Here is a 24638-nt window from a genome sequence, read left to right on the forward strand (position 1 = left end):
GGGGGGTTGTCGGCGTCGCAGCCGGCCTGGCTCTCGCCCCATGGCTCGCCTGGCCGATCTCCCTGCTGTGGCTCTCACGTGTCACCACGGTGCCCACCCGAGCTCTGTACACCGGGGCGCTGCGCATCATCGTTGTGGCCGGCCTGTCCGCCGGTACGACACTCGCCATCATGGCTGCGCTGCCCTCGATGCCTGCGCTCCTGTCGATCCTTCTGACAGGCGCCATCGTCCTCGGCACGATCGGTCTGCTCTGCCTGATCCCGAGCATTCGACGAGATGCAAAGGACCTCATCGAGGTCGGCGTCCTCGTGAAGAAGCGGAAGAGCGCGTAGACGATGCCAAGTGTCACTATGCAGCGGCAGGACCGTCTGCTCGCAACAGGGCGGCGCCTTGGATGGATGGATACGGTCCGAGGATCGGCGATCCTCCTCCTGCTCGTCTGGCATGCGAACGCGGTCCCCGAGTTCTTCGGAACGCCGATGCCAGATGTCATCCGCTCGACGAACGCCTTCTTCTTCCCGTACCGGATGCCCACGCTGATGCTGCTGTCGGGCATGCTCCTGACCAGATCTCTGCAGAAGCCCCTTCCGGTGTATTACGCGGGCAAGCTCGCCATGGTGCTGTGGCCCTACCTGGTCTGGGTCATCATCGCCAAGATCGTCTTCCTCGAGCAGCCCGGGGTGCCGTGGTGGCATTGGCACGCCTGGTACGCGACGTCGTATCTGTGGTTCCTGTTCTTCATCGGCGTCTACTACGCGGCGGCGCCGCTCCTGAAGCGCCTCCCTCCCTGGGTCCCCATAGCCCTCGGCGCCGCGGCCGGAGTGCTCTTGGAGCAGGGATCAATGGAACAGCGCATGGGGTACTTCGCCGTCTTCTTCTTCGCCGGCAGCTGGATCGCGAGCTCTCCCGGACTGGTCGACAGGCTCGCCCGCCCTCGAGCAGCGATCCTTCTCGGCGTCCCGGCACTCACGTTCGGTGTCGCGTCGATCATCTGGACGGAATCACTGCACTACTCGGTATGGGGCGCGCCACTGAGCATCGCGGGAGCGCTCGCACTCGTCGCGGCCTTTGCCCGGCCTCGTATCGACGGCCCGCTCACCCGAGGCCTGCAGTTCCTCGGCCGGTCCTCGATCGTCTTCTACGTCAGCCATTTCCCGATCATGGCGATACTCTCGCGATCCTCGCTCGCCGAGGGTAGCTTCCTGCTGCTGGCTTCGCTCAACCTCGCGGCCGCACTCCTGCTCGGCGGTGTGCTCGCCGTGTACAAGTCGATACCCCCGGTGGCCTGGCTCTTCCGAGCGCCGCACTGGATCACCGGTGCTGCCAGTGCGGCCGTCGGCGTCGTGACGACGAGACCCGAAAGCCCCGCGCGTCGGGACAGTGCGGCTGAGGAGCGACGCCCTCAGGTCTCGGAGTAGTACTCCTCACGGTGGCTGCCGGTGCGGGCGCGGTTCAGCACGGTCCCGAGAATCCGTGCACCGCCACTCTCGAGGGTCTTCATGCTGCGCACCAGGTTCGCCCGACGAGTCTTCGACGCGTCGACGGCGAGCACGACCCCGTCGACCACCGGTGCTAGCAGGTTGGCATCGGCGACGCTGAGGACCGGAGGCGTGTCGATGACGATGTAGCTGTAGTCGTCCGACATCGAGGCGATGAGGTCCGCCATCCGCTGCGAGGTGAGCATCTCCGCGGGATTGGGCGGGATCTTCCCCGCAGGGAGGATGTCCAGGCCGGTCCCGCGGATCCGATGCTTGGCGATATCGACGTCGACCTCCTGGAGCAGGACGTTCGTGAGGCCGACGGAACCGTCGATCCCTGCGTACTCGTGAGCGCGCGGACGGCGCAGGTCCGCGTCGATGAGCAGCACCGAGTCCTGCTTGCCAGCGAGGGCCATAGCCAGGTTGACCGAGACGGTCGACTTGCCTTCCCCGGGCATGCATGCGGTCACCAGCAGCACCTTGACCCTCGCGTTCACGCTCGCGTAGGTGAGTGCAGAGCGGATACGGAGGAACTCCTCCGCCGTGTGGCTGAGCGGCTGCTGGGCCATCGCGATCGTGCGCCCCGAGAGCAGCGGCGACTTCGAGACGACACCGAGCACCGGATGCCGAGAAGCCTCGGCAAGCGTCTCCTCGTTGCGGATCCGGGTATCGAGCAGAGCGATGAGCAGCGCCGCGGCAGCACCCACGACGCCTCCGAGCAGACCACCGAGCAGGGCGTCCTTCTTCTTGTCCGGCGATGACTGATAGGTCGGCGGAACCGCGTCGTCGTAGATCACCGCGGTGATCGTCGAGGTGCCGTCCGGATTCTTCGGCGCAACGCCCTGCACCTCCTCGATGAGGTGCTCGCCGACCGCGGTGGCGAGCTCAGCCGACTGCTCGGGATCCGGCGTCGTCGCGGTGATCCGCAACGTCACCGTGTCCTGCGGGATCGAGACCTCGAGCTCCTTGCCGAGTTCCTGGGGCGTCGTCTCCAACTCGAGTTCCTCGATCACCGGCTCCAGGACGCTGGACCCCTGCACCAGCTGGGCGAAGGAGAGCATCTGGCTCTGCGTGTACGCGGAGCCCTGGTTGAGGTCCGTCGCCGATATTCCCTGGTTCAGAGCGAAATGGAGCGAGGAGGTCGCCTTGTACAACGGGGTCTGCGACGAGGAGTACCCGAACATCCCTACGGCGCCGATGACGGCCGTGAGCACCACGAGCCACCAGAACTTCCGGGCCGCGGCGATCAGGAATCGCAGGTTCACTCTCGGTTCGTACATTCGCACACCTCTTCATTGCTGATGATCCCACGCATGACTCCCCTAGCCATGGTGAATTCGAGTTCGTTTGTTGCCGTGCCCCACTTCTGTCCGAGACCTTGACTCCACCGCGTCATCCGCTGCGCGGCGCACCGGCCCCCAGCCGATGGCCAGCCCCACGCAGAACCACAGGAACGTGCCGTACTGCGTGATGAGTGCGACGACGACGAGGCTCGGGAGCTGACCGACGACGGCGAGAGCCGCAGGGCTGCGCCCGGCCCGCCGTACCGCCAGGAGCGCGACGCAGGCGATGGTCGCAAGCAGCAGGAGGGTCGGGACGGCGCCGTATCTCAGCAGCATCAGCATCAAGGCGTTGTCGATGGATCGGGCGAAATACCCGAGGTAGAAGTCGCCGGCCACCAAAGAGGTCCAATCCCCGGACGAGCCGAAGGGCCTCACCTGCTGGATCAGCACGAGGAGATCCGTCCGATAGCCAGCGCTGCCGGCGGCTTCCTCGCCGGCAGCGCCGAGGACGCTGTCGACCAACGGGAAGATCACCAGGGCGCCGATCGCGCCCACGGCCGCCACCGTGGCACGGAGTCGGGCGGAGACCCCTGGGAGCAGAAAGATCGAGAGCACCAGGGTGATCAGGAGAGTGATCAGCCCGGCGCGGCTGAACGTCACGACCGTGGCCGAGACGATAAGAGCGATGGACATGACCGCAGGGATCAGACGCCACCGTGCCGCGACCACGAAGGCCGAGGACATCGCCAGAGCCGCCCCCAGCGCGATCGAGTGCCCGAACGCCCCTTCGGCGCGCAGGAACCCGCCCCGCGGCTGCAGGTCGTCCCACGCCGAGTGCAGCGGGTCCGGCCCCGGGATGAGCACGAACGGGTTGAACGAGGTGGCAAACTCGAGCAGGGCCAGCCCCGCAGCGACTGTCGCCGTCAGCGCGATGGTGCGGGTGATCCACATAGTGCTGATGCGGGAGCAGGCGATCCGGCCCCACGCATAGGGGATGACCCATTCGAGCACTGCGGTGAGCATCGAGGGATAGGTGACCCCCCGCAGCAAGAAGAGCCCGATGAGAAGTGCGGTGAAGACCGCCATCCAGCCGTCGGCAGGGCGCAGAGGGACACGTGTCCAGTGCGCGGCGAGGAGCAGGATGGTGAGAGCCGTGATGGCCGACCAGAACACCCCGGCGTTCGCACCGACCCAGATGGGGACGAAGAACAGCACCAAAGTCCACGCGACGAATGCAGCACGAGGCATGGCTCGCAGGAGGAAGGCGGCGACGACCACCGAGGCGAGTGCGCCCAGGGCGAGCAGCGCAGTTGGCGCAACGGTGGTCATACTTGAAGATCCTAGTCGCCAGAGACCACCACAAACTCCTCAAACCGGACGCCGAGCTGATCCACTCCACCCACGTTCTCCGCCACGAGGCCGAGGGCACCCTCCCCTTGCAGGGAGGAGGTGTCATCCGCGGTGGTCAGCTGCCAGTCCTCGGGTTCATCCGCCCCGACCTCCCACAGCTTCGCCGAGATCGTCGTCGGCGACGATCCCGTCACCGACACGCGCAACGTGTACGACGCATCCGGCGAGAAGGCCATGCCGTCCAGCTTCTGCGTCGTCACTACCTTCTCCCCGTTCAGGACGTTCAGCTGCATCGTGCCGTCCGGCAGGATCACTGCACGCACCGAGTACTGCGAGTCCTCTGTCGCTCGGGTGACCACACCGACCTCGCCGTCCACGGCACCCTCCGCAGCATCGACGCGGAAGGTCAGGTCGACAGTGCTCTGGGAGAACGACGTTTCGTCGAGCAGCGCGTCTCCCGATTCTCCGGCTGGGAGATCCAGGGCGGCCGCGCCGTCTGCGACTCCAGCCGACGGGGCGAGTGCCTCGGCGAGGCTCCACGTACCGCCCTGCTCCGCATCGCCCCATCCTGTATCCGAGCTCCGATCGAAATCGTCCTGCACGACCGGGGTCCCGGTGGGCATCGTCGAATCCTCCGTAGGATCCTCGTCAGCCGTTGCCGAAGCCTCGTCCGGGTCAGTCGCGTCAGCCTCCTCAGCCGCGTTATCGGCATCGTCCGCATCAGCCCCGCCGCTCGTTGCCGGGTCCTCGTCGTCGGCGGCCTTCTCCTTCGAGTCCTGGTCGCCGTCAGCGGTGCCCTCCGCATCGGTGCCGCCCGCTTCGTCGTCAGCCTCGGGCGAGTCTCCTGCGTCCTGAGCCTCCTCGGACTCGCCCTCCTGGGCTCCGTCCTCGGAACTGCTCTCCTCGGCCGGGACAGGTTCGGCCTCCGAGGCATTCTCCGACTTCGTCGCCGGTTCCTCGGCAGGCTCGTCGTCCGATGCCGCACCTTCCCCGGCCTTGGCTGGCGTATCACCAGCAGGGCTGGGTTCCGGCCCTGCGTCGGAGCTCCGATCGGGTGCCGACTCGCTGTCTTTATCCGGTACGGCATCCTTCGTCGTAGATTGATCGGCGTCGGGAACGACCTGCTTCTCGATGACCGGTTCCGTCTCGGGAGTCAGCTCCGCGGGCGGAGCGATGGCCGCCTTCCGGGCAACAGGTGCTTGCCCGCCACCATCCTGAAGCCGGTAGTCGTCGACGCTGATCACATTCTGGCCTGTAGCCGAACCCGACCGGTACAGATACACGGCCGAAGAACCCGGCCCCGCCAGTGCCAAAGCACTGGTGTCCGTGGTCTCCAGCTGCCATCCGCTCGGCTCAGCAGATCCCTCGGCCCACACCTTCACCCTGATCGTCGGAGACGAGCCCCCGACCACCTCGGTCCGCAGATGGAACACATCCCCGGCAGCCCATTGCTGACCCGACAAAGGAAGAGTCGCAAGAACCGCATCGTCTCGCTGAACCAACAACCACATCGTCCCGTCGGCGCGATGCCAGACCGCCGAACGATACGCAGACCCATCGTCATACCGGGACTTCAACCCCACATACAACGAGCCTGTCGAAGGTCCGGCAGCAACCGAATAAGTCATCGCCGAACCGCTCTCGGACAACGACGTCCCGCCCAGTACCAGATCCCTCCCGGCACCTGGCGACAACGCCAACCTCCCGGCCCCGTCGTCAACCGACACCGTCCCAGAATTCCAGCCCGTCGATGTCCAGGCACCGCCCACATCCGCCGCACCCCAACCGTTGGAAACCGTTCGCTCGAACGCATCCGATCCCGCGAAAACCTGCTCGGTCACAGTGACTGACTTTGTTGCCGAATGGGTTGCACCGTCGTCATCGGTCACCGTCAACGTGACGGTGTACGCCCCTGCCCCGGCGTACTCATGCGTAGCGGTCGCTCCGGTAGCCGTGGCGCCGTCTCCGAAGTCCCATTCGAAGGACTCGATAGTCCCGTCCGGGTCTGAGGAGGTCGAGCCGTCCACTGCGAGCGACAGCCCGGACGGTGTGGAGACGAAGCTCGCTGTCGGTGCACTGTTCGCCGGGGGAACGCCGTTCTCCCCGCGGTCCTGAAGCCGGTAGTCGTCGACGCTGATCACATTCTGGCCTGTAGCCGAACCCGACCGGTACAGATACACGGCCGAGGACCCCGGACCTGTCAACGCCGAAGCACTGGAATCTGTGGTCTCCAGCTGCCAACCGCTCGGCTCAGCCAGACCATCAGCCCACACCTTCACCCGGATCGTCGGGGACGACTCCCCGACCACCTCGGTGCGCAGATGGAACGTATCGCCCGCAGCCCATTGCTGGCCGGTCAACGGCAGCGTCGCAATAACCGCATCATCACGCTGAACCAGCAGCCACATCGTGCCATCAGCCCGGTGCCAGACCGCCGAGCGATACGCATGCCCATCGTCATACCGCGACTTCAGACCCACATACAGCGAACCCGTCGACGGGCCGGCAGCAACCGAATAGGTCATCTCCGAAGCACTCTCGGAGAACGACGTCCCACCCAGCACCAGATCCCTCCCGGCGCCCGGCGACAGCGCCAGCTTCCCAGCACCGTCACCAACCGACACCGTCGCAGAGTTCCATCCCGTCGAGGTCCACGCACCACCCACATCGGCCGCACCCCACCCCGTGGACACCGTCCGCTCGAACGCATCCGACCCCGCGAAGACCTCCTCGGTCACCGAGATCGACTGCGTCGTGCTGTGAGTGGAGCCGAGGCTGTCGGTCACGCTCAGTGTGATCTCGTAGTTCCCGTCGTCCGCGTAGACGTGGGTGGCGTTCTCCCCGTCCGATGTCGCCGTCCCATCGCCCCAGTCCCACTTGTAGGCGAGGCTCGCGCCGTCCGTCGCGGCGGAGCCGCCGGCGTCCACCGCGACCGTGCGTGCGGAGCTCGAGACGTCGAACTGTGCCGTCGGATCGGCATGCACGACACTGACCTGCTTCGTGATCTCCGAAGTTCCGGCCTGATCGTCGGTCACCGTGAGGGTCACGGTGTAGTCCCCGGCCTCGGCATAGGCGTGGGAGACGATCTGCCCGGTCGAGGTCTCGCCATCACCCCAGTCCCAGGCGTATCCGGCGATCTCGCCATCGGGATCGGTGGAGCCTGATCCATCAGCGGTGACCGTCAGGCCGTTGGCCGTCGTCTCAGCAACGGCGATCGGCACGGAGTTCGGCCCGGTCACATCGATCTGTTCGGTCGTCGTCGACGACAGCCCGTTGCTGTCGAGCACGGTGAGGGTCACGTCGTACGATCCGGCCGCCGTGTAGTCATGGGTGGCTGTCTCGCCGCTGCCTGCGGCAGTCCCGTCCCCGAAGTCCCAGGTGTACTGGACGATCGTCGCGCCGGAGACCGCCGTGGACGCACCAGCATCGACGCTCACGCCGAGCTCACTCGCCGTGGCGTCGAAGTCCGCCGTCGGCGCCTCGAACCCCTTACCGACACCGAAGTGGGTATTCACCTGGTTGGCGTCGAGTGCATAGCTGTAGACCGCGACCTCGTCGAGATCGCCGTTGAAATAGTTCGAGCTCGGCGTGTTCGGCCACCCGCTGAGGTTGTCCCCGCCGATCCGCCAGTATCCCTGATACGCCTGGGCGGAGGTCACCGAGGTGTTGGCGTCGACCACCGTCCCGTCGACATAGAGCGTGATGCCGTCTGCGCCCTGGGAGGCGACCACGTGATGCCACTGACCGTCGTTGTACGAGGCAGAGCTCTGCACCGTCTCCGCCCTCCCGGGGTAGACGCCGAACACGATCCGGCCATCGTCGCGCATATAGACATGCCGGTCGTAGCTGCCAGAGCTGCCGGAGGCCGCATCGCCGTATCCGATCAGTTTTCCACCTCGGGTGCTGGTGGTCCGTACCCAAAGCTCGGTGGAGAATGCCGTCGACACCGTGGCCTTGGAGTTCGAGACGACGCGCCCGTCGGAGTTGCCGCTGAAGGTCGAATAACCAGTGGACGAGTTGTCGATGCCTGGTTGACCAGCGGCAACTCCGCCGCCGAACACCGGCGGGTTCGAGCCGGCCCAGTCCTGACGGCTGTCGCCGAGGGGGTAGTACAGCTGAGGCGAGTCGTCGAGCACAGCCGATACGTAGCCCGAGGCGACACCAGCCGCAGCCGTCACCGTGACCGGGGCGCTGGTCGCCGCATTGCCATCCCCATCGCGCGCCACGACCGTGTAGGTGTACTGCGCACCCGGGGTCGCGGTGGTGTCCTCGAGGGTCATGCTCGGCTGGTTCCACCAGGTCGACGGCGCCTTCAGCGTGGCGACCGGAGTGCTCGTGCCGGATCGCCTCAGCTCGTAGGTGAGGTCCATGTCGTCGCGATCCCAGTTGGCCGTGAAGGAGACCCGCGCCCGGTCCGAGACCACGGAGTTGCCGGTCGGCTTCCAGGAGGAGCCGGAGAGCCGTGGCCCGTTCTTCGCCCCCGCGGGAGGGTTCTTCGCGAACCGGACGATCCCTTCGAACTGCGCATTATTGACGCTGACGAACTCACCGGCGATCGAGATGGTGTCTCCGACGCCCGTGATGGACAGGCCAGCCTGCCCCAGCCCGGAGGTGGTCCCGACCAGGAAGTCCGGGTACCAGGCATAGGCCGACGGCCCCGGCGTGCCCTCCCAGTTCTGGTAGGTGCCCCCTGCATGGGGGTTACGACCCAGCAGTCCCCGCGCTTCGGTCGTGTACGCCTCGGCATATCGGTATTGGCGCGTGCTCTGCTCCGGGTGCAGCCCCATGGTCGAGCAGGCATGCGTGTGACTGGTGGTGTAGACGGTCTCCCCGGTCGAGTAGACGCCGTAGTGATCGCCGAGACAGTCCGCGATCCAACGCACGGCCCCGGTCTCAGCCTCCGCGGCGAAAGTACCCTCCAGATTGCCAGTGGTCACGCCAGCGAACACCCATCCCGTTCCATAGACGCCGCTGGCGTCCGCAGCGAGCGCGAAAATACCTGCCTTACCGGCATCTCCACCTGAGCTGGACCCGTTCTTCACGGTCTGCGTGAGCGCCCAGTTCGCATCCACAGCGCCGGTCAGTTCATTGACAGCGGCGGCACCGCGCATCGCCGTGTTCCCGTTCACGCTGGCAAAGCGCCCGGCGACGATGATCTTCTGACCACCGGGGTCAGCGACCATGGCGTCAATCTGCCGATCCGACTGGGGCGCCCACGGCATGAGAGCACCATTGCCGATGCTGAAGGCCGCCGCGTTCGTCCGCGGCGTCCCATTGGCCTGTGTGAACAGACCGCCGGCGTACACCGTCGCACCCTTGGCGACGAGGGCATAGACCCCGCTGCCCCCGACTGAAGGCTTGAAGCTCGTGATCAGCTGTCCGGTCGTGGCGTCGAGCGCGGCGATGTTGTAGCGGACCTGTCCGTTGACCGAGCTGAACGAGCCGCCGATGTAGATCCGGCTGCCGTCGGGCGACGCCGCGACGGCCTTGATGACTCCGTTGACCTGGGGCGCGAACGGCAGCAGCTCCCCGGTGTTGATGTCATAGGCGAGGACGTTCGAGCGGGCGGTCAGCTGCGTGCCGGGCACCGCCAGCGGAGCTCGCGCGTTGTCGAAGTCCCCGACGGCGAAGACGGTCGAGCCGATCGTCGCCTGCGCCCAGACGTAGCCATTGTCGATCTGGACGGTCGGGATCGGGTCCGCGGTGACGACGTTGTCGTCCCGCTGGAGAAGGGGCGGTGGGGACGGCAGCTCGACGGCGTCTGCTGCGAGGTCGGGGGTGAGGGCGAACGCTGCCGTGAGCCCTCCGATGACCAGTGTCAGCGCGGTCAGGAGGCCGAAGCCCCGCCGCATGATGTCGCGCCTGGGCGAAGTGCTCATCGTGGTCCCCTGTCGGGTGGTCCTGGAGGTGGAGCTGCGAGGGATGCTCACGGGGTGCCACCTGTGAACACGGCGACGGGTTCGCCGGCGGAGTAGTTGACGCTCACCGTGACGGATCGTTCGTCCGCCGGGTCGAGCATGAAGACGTAGGTGCCCACTGCCGTGGATCCGGCCGGCACCTCGCCATGCAAGGGATCATGCGGGGCTGCCCAGGTGGGGATGCCCATCTCGCCGTCGTCAGCGATCAGAGAGACGACGGCGGAGCTGACCGGCAGTGGAGCCTTCGTGCCGTTGGCAATCGTCACGCTGACGACGACGGCGCTCCCCGAATACTCACCGGGGGTGGAGGCCTTGATCGAGGTGGTCTCGATCGAGGACAGGGAGACCACGACATCCGTCGGGAGCGCGATGGCGTCATCGAGAGAACCGTCGACCTCCGGGAGCTCGGGCGCCGCGGTCGGGCCCTCCTCCGTCGGATCCTCGGGCGCCTGCCAGGTGCTCGAGGTGGGATCCGTCGGGTCTGCGGGCTCGTCGTCCGTCGTGGGATCGCCCTGGCCCGATGGGTCCCCAGCCTCTGTCGGGGAGTCCGTGCCGGGAGTCCCACCATCGGTGGTCGGCGAGTCCGTCGGAGACTCGTCGGCGGCCGGAGTCTCCTCCTGGGGCGCAGACATCCCGCCCTCAGGCTGCGAAGGCGGCTCATCGCCCTCTGGTGGGGCCGGGGTGCATCCGGCGAGCGTCAAGGCGACCACGAGTGCGGGCGTCGCGAGAGCGGCAGCCACCCGCCGGCGCCGGACCCCGGAGGGCCGAAGGCAGAACGTGCTGAGCATCCCCAGCCCCCAGTCTCCCGCAGATCCACGGACCGCCACAGTGCGGTCATACCGCGAAGGTGCGGCTCAGTCGACATCGTAGATCTTCGGACATACTTCGCGCAACGGGCATTTCGGACTTACGGGTGGGCTGTCACACCTCTACCTACCGCGCGCACACCCAACTGCCCGAGGATCACCGCCGACGCCTCGGCGACATCTTGCAAAGTCCGGCGATGCTCTCGCGGACCATGAATGTGCCCATCGACGATGTCGCGCCCGTCAGCACCGCGCACCCGCCACCATCCCGAGCGCCGCGCGGGCACCGGACCCCTGGCGGTTCGCGCACCGTCAAGATGCATGGCGTACAAGGACACGGCCCCGACGCGCCGAGCGGAGGGCTGAGGCACGAAACCCGCCCCGAGGTAGGCGGCCTCTCGCATCGTGTAGACACGGTCTCGCACCTGGGGCGCCATGCCGACGACGTCCGAGCGCACATCCCTGGCCATCGCCAGGATCAGGGTCGCCTCATCCAGCAGGCCCGTGGTGAGCGGCCGCGAGCGATGGGATGCCGCACCGTCCGTCCGACCGCCGGCCTCCAGCTGCTCGGCGGCGAGAGCACACATCGCGGACCCCGTCCGGGCATGGACTCCTGCACTTTCGATCCGAACGCCTGGACTATCGCCCAGTCCGTGGCGCAGAAGGAGCTCCGCCAGTGGGGATCGACAGATATTGGCTGAACAGACGAGCAGGATCAGTTCCGATCCGGAGGTGTTCACCGCACAGTCCCGAGTTCGCCCATCTCGCGGAACCATTTCACGGCCGCGAGCGCCAGGAAGGCGATGGAGACGAGCGCCAGTGCGCCGTACCCCAGCAGGAATGCAGGCGCCCACCCCCAGAGCACGAACACCAGGCAGACGAGCCCGAAGTCGGTAGGGAGCACGAGGAGCGAGCGACGCAGGGTCCCCCCGCCGCGCTCATGAGTGGATGCGACCGCATGCTTGCCCTTGAGCAGGTCGTTCAACAACATCGCCGCGAAGGTCGTGGAGGCGACGACAGCGAAGGCCAGGGGGATCACCAGGGCCCATGCCCACCCCTCGGGCAGGCTGCGGTAGAGGCCGACGAGCACTGCGAGATGCAGCGAGGAGATCTTCAGGGTGTCGATGAAGTGGTCCAGCCACTCCCCTTGCGGGCTCCCGCCACCTCGGAGCCGCGCAACCTGACCATCTGCCGAGTCCCAGGCGTACCCGAGGACCAGCAGCAGCGCGACCACGATTCCCATCACAGGGCTGACCGGCGCCAAGGCGATCAGGACGATCGCTGCGAACGAGTGCAAGGCGCTGATGGCCGAGACCTGATTGGGCGTGAGTCCCAGTCGATGCCCTACCGCAGCGAGTGCGCGACCCAGCTTGCGATTGACATAGACGGAGTAAGCAGGGGCGCCACGGGCATGACCCTTCTGGGCGCTCTCGAGACTGCGGTACGCCGCGATGGTCACGGTGGCTCCTCCCTGCCGTGCGCTCACGCCGACAGCTCACCGCCCGGGAAATCCGGGGGATATCGTGACATGATACGCATCTGGGGCGAAACGGACATGGGTTCTCGTCATGAGCGCCCGAAGGGCCAACGAGTCCCCACGACGAGGACTCCCCTTCGGACGGACGGGCCGGGATCGTTACCGGCGAGAGAGGTGACGCGAACATGTCTGAGCTGAGCACCACCGCGTATGCGGTGATCATCGTCAACTATGGCGATCCTGCACTGGTCGCGGCGAACATCGGTGCCGATGTAGATGCGGACGAGAACGCCCTGGTCGTGGTCGTCGACAACTACTCGACCGACAACGCTCGGGCCCAGGCCCAGGATCTGTGCCGAGACCGCGGATGGGCGTTCGTCGCCTCGCCGAACGATGGATTCGGCGCCGGAGTGAACCGTGGAGTCGCTGCGGCCCGCGCCCACGGGCACACCGCACTCATCACCCTGAACCCCGATGCGGTCGCCTCGGCGGACGTGCTCCGAGAGCTCGGCCGTAATGTCACGGACGATCCGCTCGCGCTGGTCTCCCCATTCATGGACTCCGGAGACGGACGCCCCCATTTCCGCGGGGCGCGGGTGAACCGGCGCACCGGGCAGATGCGGTCCGGCTGGTCGGAGGGCGATCAGGACCCCGAGTGGGCGAACTGGCTCAGCGGCGCGTGCCTCGCGTTCAGCGCCCAGGCCTTCGAGGCGCTGGGCGGGTTCAGCGAGGATTTCTTCCTCTACTGGGAGGACGTCGACATCTCCCGCCGAGCCGCAGAGCAGGGGATGCAGCTAGAGATACGCCCCGACCTTCTCGTCGTGCACGATGAAGGCGGCACGCAGGACGCAGGGAGCGCACGGACCAAGTCGCCGACCTACTACCGGTACAACATCCGCAATCGGATGCTGTTCGGGAGGCGGCACGTGCGAGGGAGGGACTGGGCCCGGTGGGTGCTCGCCTCCCCTCGCCAGTCCGCCCTGATCTGGATGCGCGGCGGCCGGAAGCAGGCGTTCACCGAACCACGCGGTCTCCTTGCCGCCGTCCGTGGATTCCTCGACGGCCTGGCGCAGCTGGCCCGCACCCCTCGCCCCCCGGAGACCGTCCCGTCCACGAAGCCCCTTCTCCCAGCACCCGCCCGAGACCTCACCGGTCCCGTGCGGATCACGGTCGCGATCCCTTCGTACAAGCGCCCGGAGCAGTTGGCCGCCCTGCTCGCGGCGCTGCCGGACCGCATCGCGGAGACCGTGGACGCCACCGTCGACGTGCTCGTGGTCGACAACGATCCGGCGGGCTCCGCACGGGAGAGCGCCGAGACGGCACCCCTGGACGTCCGATACGCCCACGAGACGACTCCAGGCATTTCCGCCGTCAGGAACCGGGCGCTGGACGAGTGCCGCAACAGCGACCTCCTCGCATTCCTCGACGACGACGAGATCCCCCGACCCGGGTGGCTTTCGTCCTTGGTGGAGGTATGGCGCGACCATCATGCGTCCGCAGTCTGCGGACGACTCGTATCCGTCTTCGCCGACAACACCGACCCTTGGATGATCGCCTCGGGAACCTTCTATCGTCGGCAACGCCGCACCGGCACCCACCTCCCGACAGCCTCCACAGCGAACCTGCTCCTGGACGTGCAACAGATCGGAGTGCTCGGCCTCCGATTCGATGAGTCGCTCGGACTCAGCGGCGGCGAGGACACGATGTTCACTCGACAGCTCGTTCAGCGTGGCGGCTCGATCGTGTGGTGCAACGAGTCCGAAGTCGAGGACACGGTCGTCTCCCATCGGCTCACTCGGGAGTGGGCGGCTCAGCGCGCCTTCAGCGCCGGCAATGGCCATGTGCAGGTGAGTCTCCGTCTCACGCCGAGCCCGACCCGCCGCCTCGCCCTGCGGAGCCGATTCCTCCTCGGAGGAGCCGCGCGCATCGCGGCAGGACAGGCGAGGCACCGGTACGGCCGCGCGTCCCGCAACCTGCATCACGACGCCCAAGGCTCCCGCATCTTCCACCGGGGACGAGGAATGGTCGCCGGCGCCCAGGGCCATCTGTACGAGGAGTACTCGCGCACCTGACGCCAGATCGTGCATCCCGCCCAGCCCTCAACTCCTCCCTCAGCTCGTCCACTCCACATCAGAACGGACCCCTCCATGACCCTCAAGGCAGCGACCTTCGCGGCAAAGGCCTCCACGGTGAAATCGGCTGCAGGCCGCTTCCACAGCGAGCTGCTCGCCAACGAGAGAATGTCCCCCGCTGCATTGGCAACCCTGCAGGACCAGTTGGCTCTCGGCATTGTCCGGACTGCGATGAGCACCTCCTCGTACTATCGCAACACCTATGGCGCCCTGGGAGTGGATCCGGAGACGCTCGCCGAGCCGGGCGAATGGGCAAAGCTGCCGATCCTCGATCGAGCGACGGTCAAGGAACGCGCCGCGGAGTTCCCGACCCCCGACGCCGTGGGCCGGAACGTGCGAGATGCGCGCACCGGAGGCAGCACCGGCGAACCGCTCCGCACGATGCACGACGCCCGCGTGCCCTCCCTGGCGTTGAGCTGGCGCATGTACTCCTGGTGGGGGGTGCAGCCGTACGACGATCTCGCACGGATCGGGCGATGGAACTTCGGTCGTCGAGCTACGGTGAAGAACACTGTCTCCTGGTGGCCGACCCGGCAGGTCTATCTCGACGCCAGCGAGCTCACCACCCAGTCGATGACCGCTTTCCACAGTTCACTGAACCGCATCCGGCCCCGACTGCTCGAGGGATACGTGGGCGCTCTGCTCGAGTTCGCCGACTTCCTGGAGCGGAAGGGTCTCACCGTGCCCGCACCTCTTGCGGTCGCCACCACTGCCGCTCCGCTGACAACCTCAGCACGCTTACGTCTCGAATCCGTACTCGGCGCCCCGGTCTTCGACGAGTACCGCGGCTCGGAGTTCGGGTGGATGGCAGGAGAGTGCGAGCAGCGCGATGGGTTGCATATCTTCTCGGACGTACGGCGCATCGAGGTCGTGGATGAGAACGGTGACCCTGCGGCCCCCGGGGAGCTGGGAGATCTGGTCATCACTGATCTTCGCAACCGCGTGTTCCCGCTGATCCGATACCGCACCGGCGATCGCGGGATCCTGCGAGCACAACCCTGCGCCTGCGGCCGCTCCCTCCCGCTCATGGAACAGCCGCAAGGACGCACGATCGACATGATTCGACTGCCCAGCGGAGCCGTCCTCGCTCACCGCATCACGGGTATGTTCGGAGCGCATCCCGAGGCAGTCCGGCTCTTCCAGATCCACCAGCTGGCGGACCATTCGATCACCATCCGCGTGGTTCCCGGCGACGGCACAGATGCTCGCTCGCTCATCGAGTCCACGGTCCAGGACCTGCGGAGCCGCATCCACCACGAGGTTCCTGTGCGGATCGAGTACGTCAATTCCCTGCCGTACACCGGAGGTAAAACGAAGTACATCCTCAGCGACGTACCTGCCTCCTGACCGTCACTGCTGTTCAGAAGGTCGACGTCGGCTGTACGCAGCGGGACTGATCTCTCAGGAGCTATCGTCCGCGTGGCCGCCGACGTGGACGTCCGTAGGACCTGGACCGGATTCCCAGGCATCCCGCGAGGACGCCCAGCCCGCTGGCCACCTTGCTCTCGCCGGGCGCCCGTCGGCCCAGATCGCGGGTGGCGCCACCGAATCCGGCAAGGATCAGGCCTTTGAGGATCTGTCCCGCCCCGATCACGGCCCAGCGCGCCGTGACTCCGAAGCGGCCGCGCAGCGAACCCGCCAGCTCGCGGTCGACCCGCACGTGGGATGAGGCCTGCGCGTACCGTCGCGACAGGTTGAAGCGGCGGGTGTTCCTCGCCGCAGGGACGAGATCGTCCACGACGGACTCGGCGCACACGACGATCTTCCCGCCGGCGGCGGTCAGCTGCCCGGTGAACAGGGAGTCCTCACCCCCGGTCAGGCCGAAGCGGGGGTCGAAGCGCAGCCCGAGCGCTTGCACCCGGGCCATGTCCAGCAGGAGGTTGTTCGTCGCGGCGCGCCGGATCACGGTGCCCGTCGCCACGCCGGTGCGGCGCTGCCCGAGGTAGTACCCGCTCGCGGCGATCCACGGGTCCTCCCCGCCCTCGAAGACGGCGTGCACCGGACCGCAGACGGCATCGGCATCATGCTCGCGATAGGTGCTCAGGTGGTGGACGAGCCAGCCGTCGTGCGGGGTCTCGTCGTCGTCGAGCAGGACCAGCACATCGCTGCCTGCGGCCTCGTCGAGGAGCCGGTTCCGGGCGCTGCTGATCCCCGGCTGCCGCTCCACGACGTAGGTGATCCGTGGATCCCCGACTGCGGCTGCAGCGTTTCTCCCGCTGGCGTCGGGGTCGTTGTCCACCACGAGGACCCTGAACTGGGGCGCCGGATCGAGGACCGTGGCGGCGTGCTCGATCTGCTCGACCACCCGCGGCAGGAGCGCCGCCAGGAGATCGGGGCGCCGGAAGGTGGCCATCCCGACCACGACGCTCTCCACAGATCGCACCGAGGCCTCCTCCGTCGCAGGGAGATGCCCCGTCGACGCCCGACGCGGCCCCTGCCCATCACTCCGCGAAGCTTAGACCGACCCCGGCATTTCGGACAATCGTGCCGGCGTCGCCGCCCTCTGCTCGAGGCATGCACCATCCCAATGCGGACGACCACGCCCTCTCGGAAGAGGACGTGGTCGTCGAGATATTCGGGTGGGCGACGGTGGATTCAGCCTCGGCCGAAGCGGCGCCGGATGATGCCGACGATGCCTCCACGCTCCTTGAGCGATCCCCGGTTTCGCCGGTGGCCGGCCTGCTCGCCCGCCCCGCGGGTCGACCCTGAGGCGGACGACGGCGACGAAGCCGACGGCGAGTGGTTGCGCGCCGTGACGCCCGGTGCCGCCGAGCGCTGGCTCTGCTCCTCCGCCGCGCGCTGCTGGCGCTCCTGCTCGGCGCGGTTCGCCTCGCGCTTCTGCGCGGCGGCCTTCTCCCGGGCGTCGCGCAGCTCGGCGTCACGGGCCTCGTGGCGCAGCCGGCGCCGCTCCCCCGGGCCCTCGGCGATGCGGTAGAGCACCGGCACGATGAGCAGGGTCAGCAGCGTCGAGGAGACCAGGCCACCGATGACCACCACAGCCAGCGGCTGGGCGATGAACCCGCCGTTGCCGGTGATGCCCAGGGCCATCGGCAGCAGCGCGAAGATCGTCGCGGCGGCGGTCATGAGGATCGGCCGCAGACGCTTGGCGGCGCCGGCGTGGATGGCCTCGTCGAGACCCATCCCGTGACGTCGGTACTGGTTCACCAGGTCGATCAGCACGATCGCGTTGGTGACCACGATGCCCACCAGCATGAGCAGACCGATCATGGAGGGCAGGCCCAGCGGCACGCCCGTGATGATCAGCAGGCCCAGCGCGCCGGTCGCCGCGAACGGGATCGACACCAGCAGGATCAGCGGCTGGATGAGGGACTTGAAGATCCACACCAGCAGCACGTACACGAGCAGGATCGCGGCGAGCATGGCGATGCCGAGCTGGCCGAAGGTCTCGTCGATGTCCGCGGCGGTGCCGCCCACGGTCGCCTCGACGCCCTCGGGCAGGTCCGCGTCCTCGATCGCGGCGTTCGCGGCGTCGGTCGCGGGCTTCACGTCGTCACCGTCCGGCGCGATGGAGACGGTGACCGTCTCCAGGCCGTCCTGGGTGGCGATCGAGGGGCGCGAGTCCACCTCGTCGATGGAGGCGACGTCGCTCAGCGGGATGCCGCCGGCGAGCTCGATGCCCTTGAGCTGGTCGAAGGTGTCGATGCCCTCGCCCTTCTCGACGTAGATGTCGAGCTCGGAGTCCCCCAGGGTGACCGTGCCGATCGCGCCGGGGTACATCTGCCCGGCGACCATGCCGATCACGGCCTCCTCGGTGAGCCCGAGCTTCGCCGCCTTCTCGCGGTCGACAGTGACGACCGCGGTGGGCTGATCGGCCTCCAGGTCGCTGGTGACCTCGGTGGCGCCGTCCGGCACCGGGTCGAGCTCCGCGAGGATCGCGTCGTTCGCGGCCTTGCGGTCCTCGGCGGTGGGGCCGGTGATGAGGATGTCGATCGAGTTGGACCCCGTCGGCGAGGCGACGTCGGCCGCCTCGATGGTGCCGGCGTCCGGGATCGCCTCGAGCGCCGCGACCATGTCGTCCTGGAGGGCGGTCTGGTCGGCGTCGGGGTCGGTGGTGATCGAGAAGCTGACCTCGTTCGGTGCTCCACCGGCGCCCATGCCGAACTGGCTGCCGCCGATGGTGGTCTGCACGGTCTCGACACCGTCGAGATCCATGAGGGCCTTCTCGCTCTCCTCCGCCTTGTCGGCGGACTGCTGGAGGCTGGTGCCGGCCGGCAGCGACTGGGTGAGCGAGGCGATGTTCTGCCCGGTGTCGCCGAGGAAGTTGACGTTCACCAGCGGGTACAGGAAGGCGGTGCCCACCAGGACGAGGATCGCGGCGCCCACGGTGATCAGGCGGCGCGGCAGCGAATCGGTGACCAGGTGCAGCAGCGGCGCGTAGATCCGGTGCAGCCAGCTGCGCTCCTCCGTCGCCTCGGCCTCCTCACGGATCCGGGCCACCTGCTCCGCGTCATCGGGGTCCACGACCCCCTGGCTCTTGGGGGCGCGCAGGAACCAGTACGCGAGCACCGGGACGATCGTGAGCGCGACCAGCAGCGAGCTGAGCATCGCGATGCCGACGGTGAGGGCGAAGGGGCGGAACAGCTCTCCCGCCATGCCGGAGACGATCGCGATCGGCAGGAACACGACCACGGTGGCCAGGGTCGACGCGGTGATCGCGCCGGCGACCTCGCCCACGGCGTCGAGGATGGCGCGCATCCTCGTCTTGCCGTAGGCGAGGTGGCGCATGATGTTCTCGATGACCACGATCGAGTCGTCGACCACGCGGCCGATCGAGATCGTGAGCGCCGCGAGGGTGAGCATGTTCAGCGTGTAGCCGGTGACCAGCATGCCGATGAAGGCGATCAGCAGCGAGGTCGGGATCGAGATCGCGGTGACGATCGTGGGCCGCACGCGGCGCAGGAACAGCAGGATCACGCCGACGGCGAAGACCAGGCCCAGCAGGCCCTCCTCGGCGAGCGCGAGGATCGAGTCCTGGATGAAGGGCGCCTGGTCGAAGACGATCGCGCTGTCGGCGTTTCCGCCCACGCTGGGCAGGGTGTCCGCCAGGACGCCCTCGACACCGTCGGAGATGTCCACGACGTTGCCGTCGGCGGTGGCGGTCACCATGACCACGAGGGACTCGCGGCCGTCGGTGCGGGAGATCGAGGTGGGGTCCTGGGTGGTCTCCTCGACCGTGGCGACCTCGGAGAGGGCGACGGGCTGCGGGGCCTGCGGGGCCTCCTGGCCGGGCTGGCCCTGTGCCTGGTCGGCCTCTCCGCCGGAGGCGCCGTCGGCCGGCATCAGCATGATGCCCTCGAGGCTCTCGATGCTGTCGATCGACTGGCCGAGCACCACGTCCATGGTGCGGTCGCCGTCGGTGACGGACCCACCGGGCAGCGACAGCCCGTTGGCGTCCAGCGCGGTGGAGATGTCGTCCTCGGTGAGGCCGTGCTCCTTCAGAGCGTCGGCGTCCGGGGTGATCCGCACGATCTCCTCGGGGGCGCCGATGACGGCCACCGAGGAGACGCCGTCGACGCGCTCGAGCTCGGGCTTCACGGCGGAGTCCAGGCGGGCGCCCAGCTCGGAGGGGTCCAGGTCGGAGGAGATCGAGAGCACGACGGCCGGCAGATCGCTCGTGCCGCCGGCGATGACCTGCGGGTCTGCGTCGTCGGGGAGCTGGTCCTCGATACCGGTCAGTGCGGCGTCGACCTGGTTGGAGGCGCGCGCGGTGTCGGTGCCGTAGGTGAGCTCCACCGTGACCATGGAGACGCCGGCCTGGGAGGACGAGGAGGTGCTCTCGACGTTCTCGAGCCCGCTGAGGGACTGCTCGACGGGCCGGGTGATGCGTTCCTGCACCTGCTCCGACGAGGAGCCGGGGGCGCTGGTGACGACCTGGATCTGCGGCAGCGAGACCGAGGGGATGAGCTCCTGGCGCATCGTGGTCATCGCGAAGGCGCCGATGATCGACACGGCGATGCACACCAGTGCGATGAAGGACCTGTTGTTCAGGCTGAGTCGGGCCAGGCGGTTCATCCTGCTCCTCGGGAGATGCTGCGGCGGGGTGGTCGACACGGCGATATCCCGCGTCCGAGGGCTCGTCGTCGGACCCTGTCACGAACTGTTCCATACGGACCTGTATCGAGATATACGACCTCCGTAGGAGATTGGCTCCACCGCCTGGGAGGTGCCCGACAGCCAGGTGCGACGCGGCAGAGAACCGTCGGCCGACGTGGCACGGAGCACGCGGGCGATGTGGCGCGGGACACGGGAGAGCGGCATTCGGGGTGACGGACAATGGGGCCGTGCCCGATCCCGTCCCCGCTCCGACCCCCAGCACCCCCGCCTCCCCCCGGGCCGCGCGCCGCATCGTGGACCGCGACATCCTCCGCCTCGCCGTCCCCAGCCTCGGCGCACTGATCGCCGAGCCGCTGTTCCTCCTGGCGGACTCCGCCTTCATCGCCCGGGTCAGCACCATGTCCCTGGCCGGGCTCGGGCTGGCGTCGGCGATCCTCACCACGGTGATCGGGCTGTCGGTGTTCCTCGCCTACTCCACCACCGCCTCGGTCGCGCGGGCCTTCGGGGCCGGCCGACGCCGCGAGGCGATCGCCCGCGGCGTCGACGCCTGCTGGCTGGCGCTGATGATCGGGGCGGGCGCCGTGCTGGTGCTGCTGCTCGGGGGCGAGTGGATCCTCGCCCTGTTCGGCCCCTCCCCCGAGGTGCTCGCCGAGGCCACCACCTACCTGCGGCTCAGCGCCCTCGGGGTGCCGGCGATGCTTGTGGTGCAATCGGCGACCGGACTGCTGCGCGGGCTGCAGAACGCCCGGGTGCCGCTCGTGGTCGCGGTCTCCGGCGCCGTCGTGAACATCCCGTTGAACTGGCTGCTGATCTTCGGGCTCGACCTCGGGATCGCCGGCAGCGCGATCGGCACGGTCATCGCCCAGTGGGGCATGGCCATCGTGCTGCTGATCCTGGTGGCCCGGGCGGCCCGCCGCAGCGAGGTGCCGTTGCGCCCTCACCTGGGGCAGGTGGCCTCCGCGGGGCGCGAGTCGGTGCCGATGTTCGTGCGCACCATCTCCCTGCGGGTGGTGCTGCTGGCCGGGACCCTCGTCGCGACGAAGCTCGGTGACGTGCAGCTGGGCGCTCACCAGATCGCCCTGACGGTCTTCAACCTGCTCGCCCTCGCCCTGGACGCCCTCGCGATCGCCGGCCAGGCTCTCACCGGGAGGTTCCTCGGGGCGGACGACCCCGTCTCCGTGCGCGCGGTGACCCGTCGGCTGATGGTGTGGGGCGTGGGCGGCGGGGTCCTCACCGGCGCCCTGCTGCTCGCCGCCAGCTACGTCATCCCGGGGCTGTTCACCCCCGACGTCGCGGTGCAGGAGAACCTGCGTGCGGCCCTGTGGGTGCTCATGGTCGCCCAGCCCGTGGCCGGCTATGTGTTCGTGCTGGACGGGGTGCTGATGGGCGCCGGCGACGCCCCGTACCTGGCGAAGGTCGGCGTGATCAACGCACTGGTCACCCTGCCGTTCGCGGCGCTTGTGTACTACTCGGGCTGGCAGGGGCCGTGGGCCCTGGCCGCGCTGTGGGTGGCCTGCACGCTGATCTTCCTGATCGCCCGCGCCGTGACCCTGGGGCTGCGGGTGCGCGGGGATGCGTGGATGCGGCTGGGGCGGTAGAGGCAGGGCAGAAGGCAGAAGGCAGAAGGCAGAAGGCAGAAGGCAGAACAGTGCCTCAGGATCCGGCGGGTCGCGCCTCCATGAAGAGCTGCGTGGCCAGCTCTCCGTTTTCGTCGATGCGCACATCGCCGGCGACCACGTACTCGACGTCCATCGTCTGCTCCTCGCCGGGATTCTCATCTCCTGAGTCGGTGCGATAGGTGACCGTGGCGGTGGGCCCACCGCCCTCCTCGTAGCCCTCCGCCGCGGCGATACCGCCGAGGTGCCCGCTGTAAGTCAGCTCCGCGACCGGCTGTTCGTGGAACTCCCAGCGGCCGCTGCCGAACTCGGCGTCAGGATCCGGCAGGCGCATGTCGCACTGCGAAAGCCCCTCGTCATCGACGTCACCGCATTTCGCGACGAGGGCGTCCATCTCCTTCTGCACCGCGAGCTGGGCCTCCGGGGAGAACTCGAGCCGCGGGTCCCCCTGCACGTCGGCGGCCGAGTGGTCTCCGAGCGTCGGGGGGAGTGTCACCGTCTCCGGCACCGTCTGAAGGTAGTCACCGGGCGACACCGCCTCGATCGTGTACGTGCCCGGGAGCGCGGAGAGTCTGATGAGAGAGTCTCCGCTCGACAGGTCCTCCGCGGCGAACTCGACGCCGTTGAGGCGGACGCTCTCGGCCTCCTCGGGCACGGCCACGGAGAGCCTGCCCAGCGTCGCCTCTGTCAGGCTCCAGCGCGCTTCGCCGCGTTCCGAGTGCGCGACCGGCTGGACCGAGAGCGTCCCGGTGAGGGTCCCGCCGTCCTGCACGGCCTCCACCTCGTAGTCGTACCCGTCTCCGCTCTCTGACCGCTCGACGATCTCCACGTCGCCGACGGTGCCGTCCACCGGCGCCGCCTCCTCGGCGTCGAGCAGGAGCGTCGTGTCCCCGCCCCGGGCAGGCCCCACGAGCGTGCGCAGCGTTGCCGCGTCGCCGTCCTCGAGAGCACTCAGATACTGCTCGACGAGCCGATCCGGGGAGGCCCGATGATGCCGCACGACGAGAAAGGTGATGAGCAGTGCGAGGACCAGCGCCCCCGCGACGGCGACCATGATCAGCGGGCGGCGCCTCCGGCCGGACTCCGCCGATACCCGGACGTCACCGACCTCGTCGACTCGGCCGACTCTCATCGCATCCCACCCCCGTGCCTCGCACAGTGCGAGGCTGACCGCAGAGTACAGCGCCGCTCAGCCTCGGTCATCGCCGCTCGGCCTCGGTCATCGCCGCTCAGCCTCGGTCAGCGCCTCCAGAGTTCGCGAGAATCGGCCCCGGCGCGGAACCCGAAGCTCTCGACCAGGGCCATGGCCTCGGGGAACCCGTGTGCGAGGGAGTGCGGGGCGTGGGAGTCGCTGCCGAAGCTGATCGATCGGCCGCCCTCCTCGCTCCACCACTGCGCCATCCACGGCCACAGCCGGCGCGTGTTCATCTCCAGGGCGCGGCCGCTCTGGGCGATCGCGCGCATCGCGGCACGGAACTCCTCCTCGAAGGCCCTGGGGTCGACCGGCCCCTCCTGCTCCTCGGGCCAGTACCGCAGGGCGTAGTCGAGGTGGGTGACGACCTCGAAGGGTTCGTCGCCGGCCACCAGCGCGGGGACCTCCGCGAGGTAGCGGCGGATCACCTCATCGGCCGGCAGGCGGCGGAACAGGGTGTTGGGCTCGGCGCGACCGGCCTCGAACTCGAGGGTATGCAGGGAGCCGATGATCCGGTCGAAGCGGCTGAGGTCGAGCTGGCGGCGGGCGGCCTCGGTGCGCAGGTGGGGCTGGCCGAACTCCAGGCCGGTGCCGATGCGCAGCTCCGGGAACGCCGCGCGACACCTCTCGATGCTCTCGAAGTAGCCGTCGACGTCGAAGCGCGGGATGGCGACGATCCCGTCATCCCCCAGCAGGTGCGACTCATGATCACCGAAGTCCTCTGGATCGCTGAACCAGGCGTCCTCGAGGTCGAGGTGCTCGGTGAAGAACAGCGCCGGCAGGCCGATCCGCACCGCACGGGCACAGGTCGCCTCCATCGTGCCCCGAGCGGCGGAATCGGGGCCGCCGGTGTCCCAGGAGAACTCGCTGTGCACGTGGCTGTCTGCGGGGAGGGTCATGGGAACAGCCTGCCACGACGCGCAGCCGGGCCGGGTTCGAGTCCCGCCGTATGCCACGTAGGACAAGCGGCAGGATCAGGGAGAGGCGAGGCCAGCGGAGCACAGGAAGCCGGAGGAGCACGGCGAAGCCAACGGAGCACAGGAAACCGGAGGAGCACAGCGAGGCCAGCGGGGCACGGTGGGGCCAGCGGGGCAAAGTTGGGGGAATCGGCCATCGATAACCCCAACTTTGCCCCGCTGACCCCGCTGAATCCGCTGAATCCGCTGACCCTGATGGATCCGCTGACTCCGCTAACGCTGCTGACCCTGCTGACGCTGCTGACACCGCTGGGCACACTGGCGCTGTCGGTAGGCGTCGGAGGCGGCGTGGTCGGGCGCCGGAGGGGGTGTGGTCAGGCGCCGGAGGCGGCGT

14 protein-coding genes and 1 pseudogene are annotated in these 24638 nt (G+C 68.2%); 5 read left to right on the top strand and 10 right to left on the bottom strand.

The window, feature by feature from the left end; genetic code table 11:
• Positions 1–332, top strand: a pseudogene (locus ACT3T5_RS15820) (lipopolysaccharide biosynthesis protein); the annotation flags it as partial.
• A 66-nt stretch (positions 333–398) separates the two neighbouring features.
• Entirely contained in the window at positions 399–1418 is a 1020-nt protein-coding gene (locus ACT3T5_RS15825) for an acyltransferase family protein (RefSeq protein WP_444579714.1), read from the top strand.
• Here the strand turns inward: ACT3T5_RS15825 and ACT3T5_RS15830 are convergent.
• The 6 genes from ACT3T5_RS15830 to ACT3T5_RS15855 all read right to left on the bottom strand — a co-directional run bounded on the left by ACT3T5_RS15830 (position 1403) and on the right by ACT3T5_RS15855 (position 12294).
• On the bottom strand, positions 1403–2758 hold the full coding sequence (locus tag ACT3T5_RS15830; protein ID WP_444579716.1) for a polysaccharide biosynthesis tyrosine autokinase: 1356 nt from the start codon (positions 2756–2758) through the stop codon (positions 1403–1405). The genes ACT3T5_RS15825 and ACT3T5_RS15830 overlap by 16 nt on opposite strands.
• A 42-nt stretch (positions 2759–2800) precedes the next feature.
• Positions 2801–4090, bottom strand: coding sequence for a hypothetical protein (locus ACT3T5_RS15835; protein WP_444594857.1), 1290 nt, complete (start codon positions 4088–4090; stop codon positions 2801–2803).
• An 11-nt stretch (positions 4091–4101) separates the two neighbouring features.
• On the bottom strand, positions 4102–9990 hold the full coding sequence (locus ACT3T5_RS15840) for a PKD domain-containing protein (RefSeq protein ID WP_444594858.1): 5889 nt from the start codon (positions 9988–9990) through the stop codon (positions 4102–4104).
• A 47-nt stretch (positions 9991–10037) separates the two neighbouring features.
• Positions 10038–10661: a hypothetical protein gene (locus tag ACT3T5_RS15845; RefSeq protein WP_444578893.1), complete on the bottom strand. Its 624-nt coding sequence runs from the start codon at positions 10659–10661 to the stop codon at positions 10038–10040.
• 275 nt (positions 10662–10936) lie between these two features.
• On the bottom strand, positions 10937–11611 hold the full coding sequence (locus tag ACT3T5_RS15850; RefSeq protein WP_444578892.1) for an arsenate reductase/protein-tyrosine-phosphatase family protein: 675 nt from the start codon (positions 11609–11611) through the stop codon (positions 10937–10939).
• The gene (locus tag ACT3T5_RS15855; RefSeq protein WP_444594859.1) at positions 11572–12294 is read right to left on the bottom strand and encodes a CDP-alcohol phosphatidyltransferase family protein; all 723 of its coding nucleotides are present in this window, start codon (positions 12292–12294) and stop codon (positions 11572–11574) included. Before ACT3T5_RS15855 ends, ACT3T5_RS15850 begins: the two co-directional genes overlap by 40 nt.
• 203 nt (positions 12295–12497) lie before the next feature.
• Here ACT3T5_RS15855 and ACT3T5_RS15860 point away from each other — a divergent pair, with 203 nt between their 5' ends.
• Both ACT3T5_RS15860 and ACT3T5_RS15865 read left to right on the top strand, forming a co-directional pair.
• The gene (locus ACT3T5_RS15860) at positions 12498–14384 is read left to right on the top strand and encodes a glycosyltransferase family 2 protein (protein WP_444594860.1); all 1887 of its coding nucleotides are present in this window, start codon (positions 12498–12500) and stop codon (positions 14382–14384) included.
• A gap of 75 nt (positions 14385–14459) precedes the next feature.
• On the top strand, positions 14460–15791 hold the full coding sequence (locus ACT3T5_RS15865) for a phenylacetate--CoA ligase family protein (protein WP_444578889.1): 1332 nt from the start codon (positions 14460–14462) through the stop codon (positions 15789–15791).
• Between the two features lie 61 nt (positions 15792–15852).
• Here ACT3T5_RS15865 and ACT3T5_RS15870 read toward each other — a convergent pair whose 3' ends face one another.
• Together ACT3T5_RS15870 and ACT3T5_RS15875 are read right to left on the bottom strand one after the other, a co-directional pair.
• Positions 15853–16827 carry a glycosyltransferase family 2 protein gene (locus ACT3T5_RS15870; protein WP_444594861.1) on the bottom strand — a complete coding sequence of 325 codons (975 nt, stop codon included), beginning with the start codon at positions 16825–16827 and terminating at the stop codon, positions 15853–15855.
• A 212-nt stretch (positions 16828–17039) separates the two neighbouring features.
• On the bottom strand, positions 17040–20477 hold the full coding sequence (locus tag ACT3T5_RS15875; RefSeq protein ID WP_444594862.1) for an efflux RND transporter permease subunit: 3438 nt from the start codon (positions 20475–20477) through the stop codon (positions 17040–17042).
• Between the two features lie 335 nt (positions 20478–20812).
• On the opposite strand from ACT3T5_RS15875, the gene ACT3T5_RS15880 reads away from it, so the two are divergent.
• On the top strand, positions 20813–22117 hold the full coding sequence (locus ACT3T5_RS15880) for an MATE family efflux transporter (RefSeq protein ID WP_444578896.1): 1305 nt from the start codon (positions 20813–20815) through the stop codon (positions 22115–22117).
• A gap of 55 nt (positions 22118–22172) precedes the next feature.
• Here the strand turns inward: ACT3T5_RS15880 and ACT3T5_RS15885 are convergent, their stop codons facing one another.
• Together ACT3T5_RS15885 and ACT3T5_RS15890 are read right to left on the bottom strand one after the other, a co-directional pair.
• Positions 22173–23267: a hypothetical protein gene (locus ACT3T5_RS15885; protein WP_444594863.1), complete on the bottom strand. Its 1095-nt coding sequence runs from the start codon at positions 23265–23267 to the stop codon at positions 22173–22175.
• 107 nt (positions 23268–23374) lie between these two features.
• The gene (locus tag ACT3T5_RS15890) at positions 23375–24226 is read right to left on the bottom strand and encodes a PHP domain-containing protein (protein WP_444578885.1); all 852 of its coding nucleotides are present in this window, start codon (positions 24224–24226) and stop codon (positions 23375–23377) included.
• Positions 24227–24638 lie beyond the last annotated feature (412 nt).

This window comes from Brachybacterium sp. AOP3-A1-3 (genome assembly GCF_052378285.1).
GTDB lineage: Bacteria > Actinomycetota > Actinomycetes > Actinomycetales > Dermabacteraceae > Brachybacterium.

What these genes read in the sequence shown, in the direction of transcription:
- ACT3T5_RS15825 (WP_444579714.1), top strand. Translation starts at nt 399, where the DNA reads ATGGATACGGTCCGAGGATCGGCGATCCTCCTCCTGCTCGTCTGGCAT.
- ACT3T5_RS15830 (WP_444579716.1), bottom strand. Translation starts at nt 2,758, where the DNA reads ATGTACGAACCGAGAGTGAACCTGCGATTCCTGATCGCCGCGGCCCGG.
- ACT3T5_RS15835 (WP_444594857.1), bottom strand. Translation starts at nt 4,090, where the DNA reads ATGACCACCGTTGCGCCAACTGCGCTGCTCGCCCTGGGCGCACTCGCC.
- ACT3T5_RS15840 (WP_444594858.1), bottom strand. Translation starts at nt 9,990, where the DNA reads ATGAGCACTTCGCCCAGGCGCGACATCATGCGGCGGGGCTTCGGCCTC.
- ACT3T5_RS15845 (WP_444578893.1), bottom strand. Translation starts at nt 10,661, where the DNA reads ATGTCTGCGCCCCAGGAGGAGACTCCGGCCGCCGACGAGTCTCCGACG.
- ACT3T5_RS15850 (WP_444578892.1), bottom strand. Translation starts at nt 11,611, where the DNA reads ATGGTTCCGCGAGATGGGCGAACTCGGGACTGTGCGGTGAACACCTCC.
- ACT3T5_RS15860 (WP_444594860.1), top strand. Translation starts at nt 12,498, where the DNA reads ATGTCTGAGCTGAGCACCACCGCGTATGCGGTGATCATCGTCAACTAT.
- ACT3T5_RS15865 (WP_444578889.1), top strand. Translation starts at nt 14,460, where the DNA reads ATGACCCTCAAGGCAGCGACCTTCGCGGCAAAGGCCTCCACGGTGAAA.
- ACT3T5_RS15875 (WP_444594862.1), bottom strand. Translation starts at nt 20,477, where the DNA reads ATGAACCGCCTGGCCCGACTCAGCCTGAACAACAGGTCCTTCATCGCA.
- ACT3T5_RS15885 (WP_444594863.1), bottom strand. Translation starts at nt 23,267, where the DNA reads ATGAGAGTCGGCCGAGTCGACGAGGTCGGTGACGTCCGGGTATCGGCG.
- ACT3T5_RS15890 (WP_444578885.1), bottom strand. Translation starts at nt 24,226, where the DNA reads ATGACCCTCCCCGCAGACAGCCACGTGCACAGCGAGTTCTCCTGGGAC.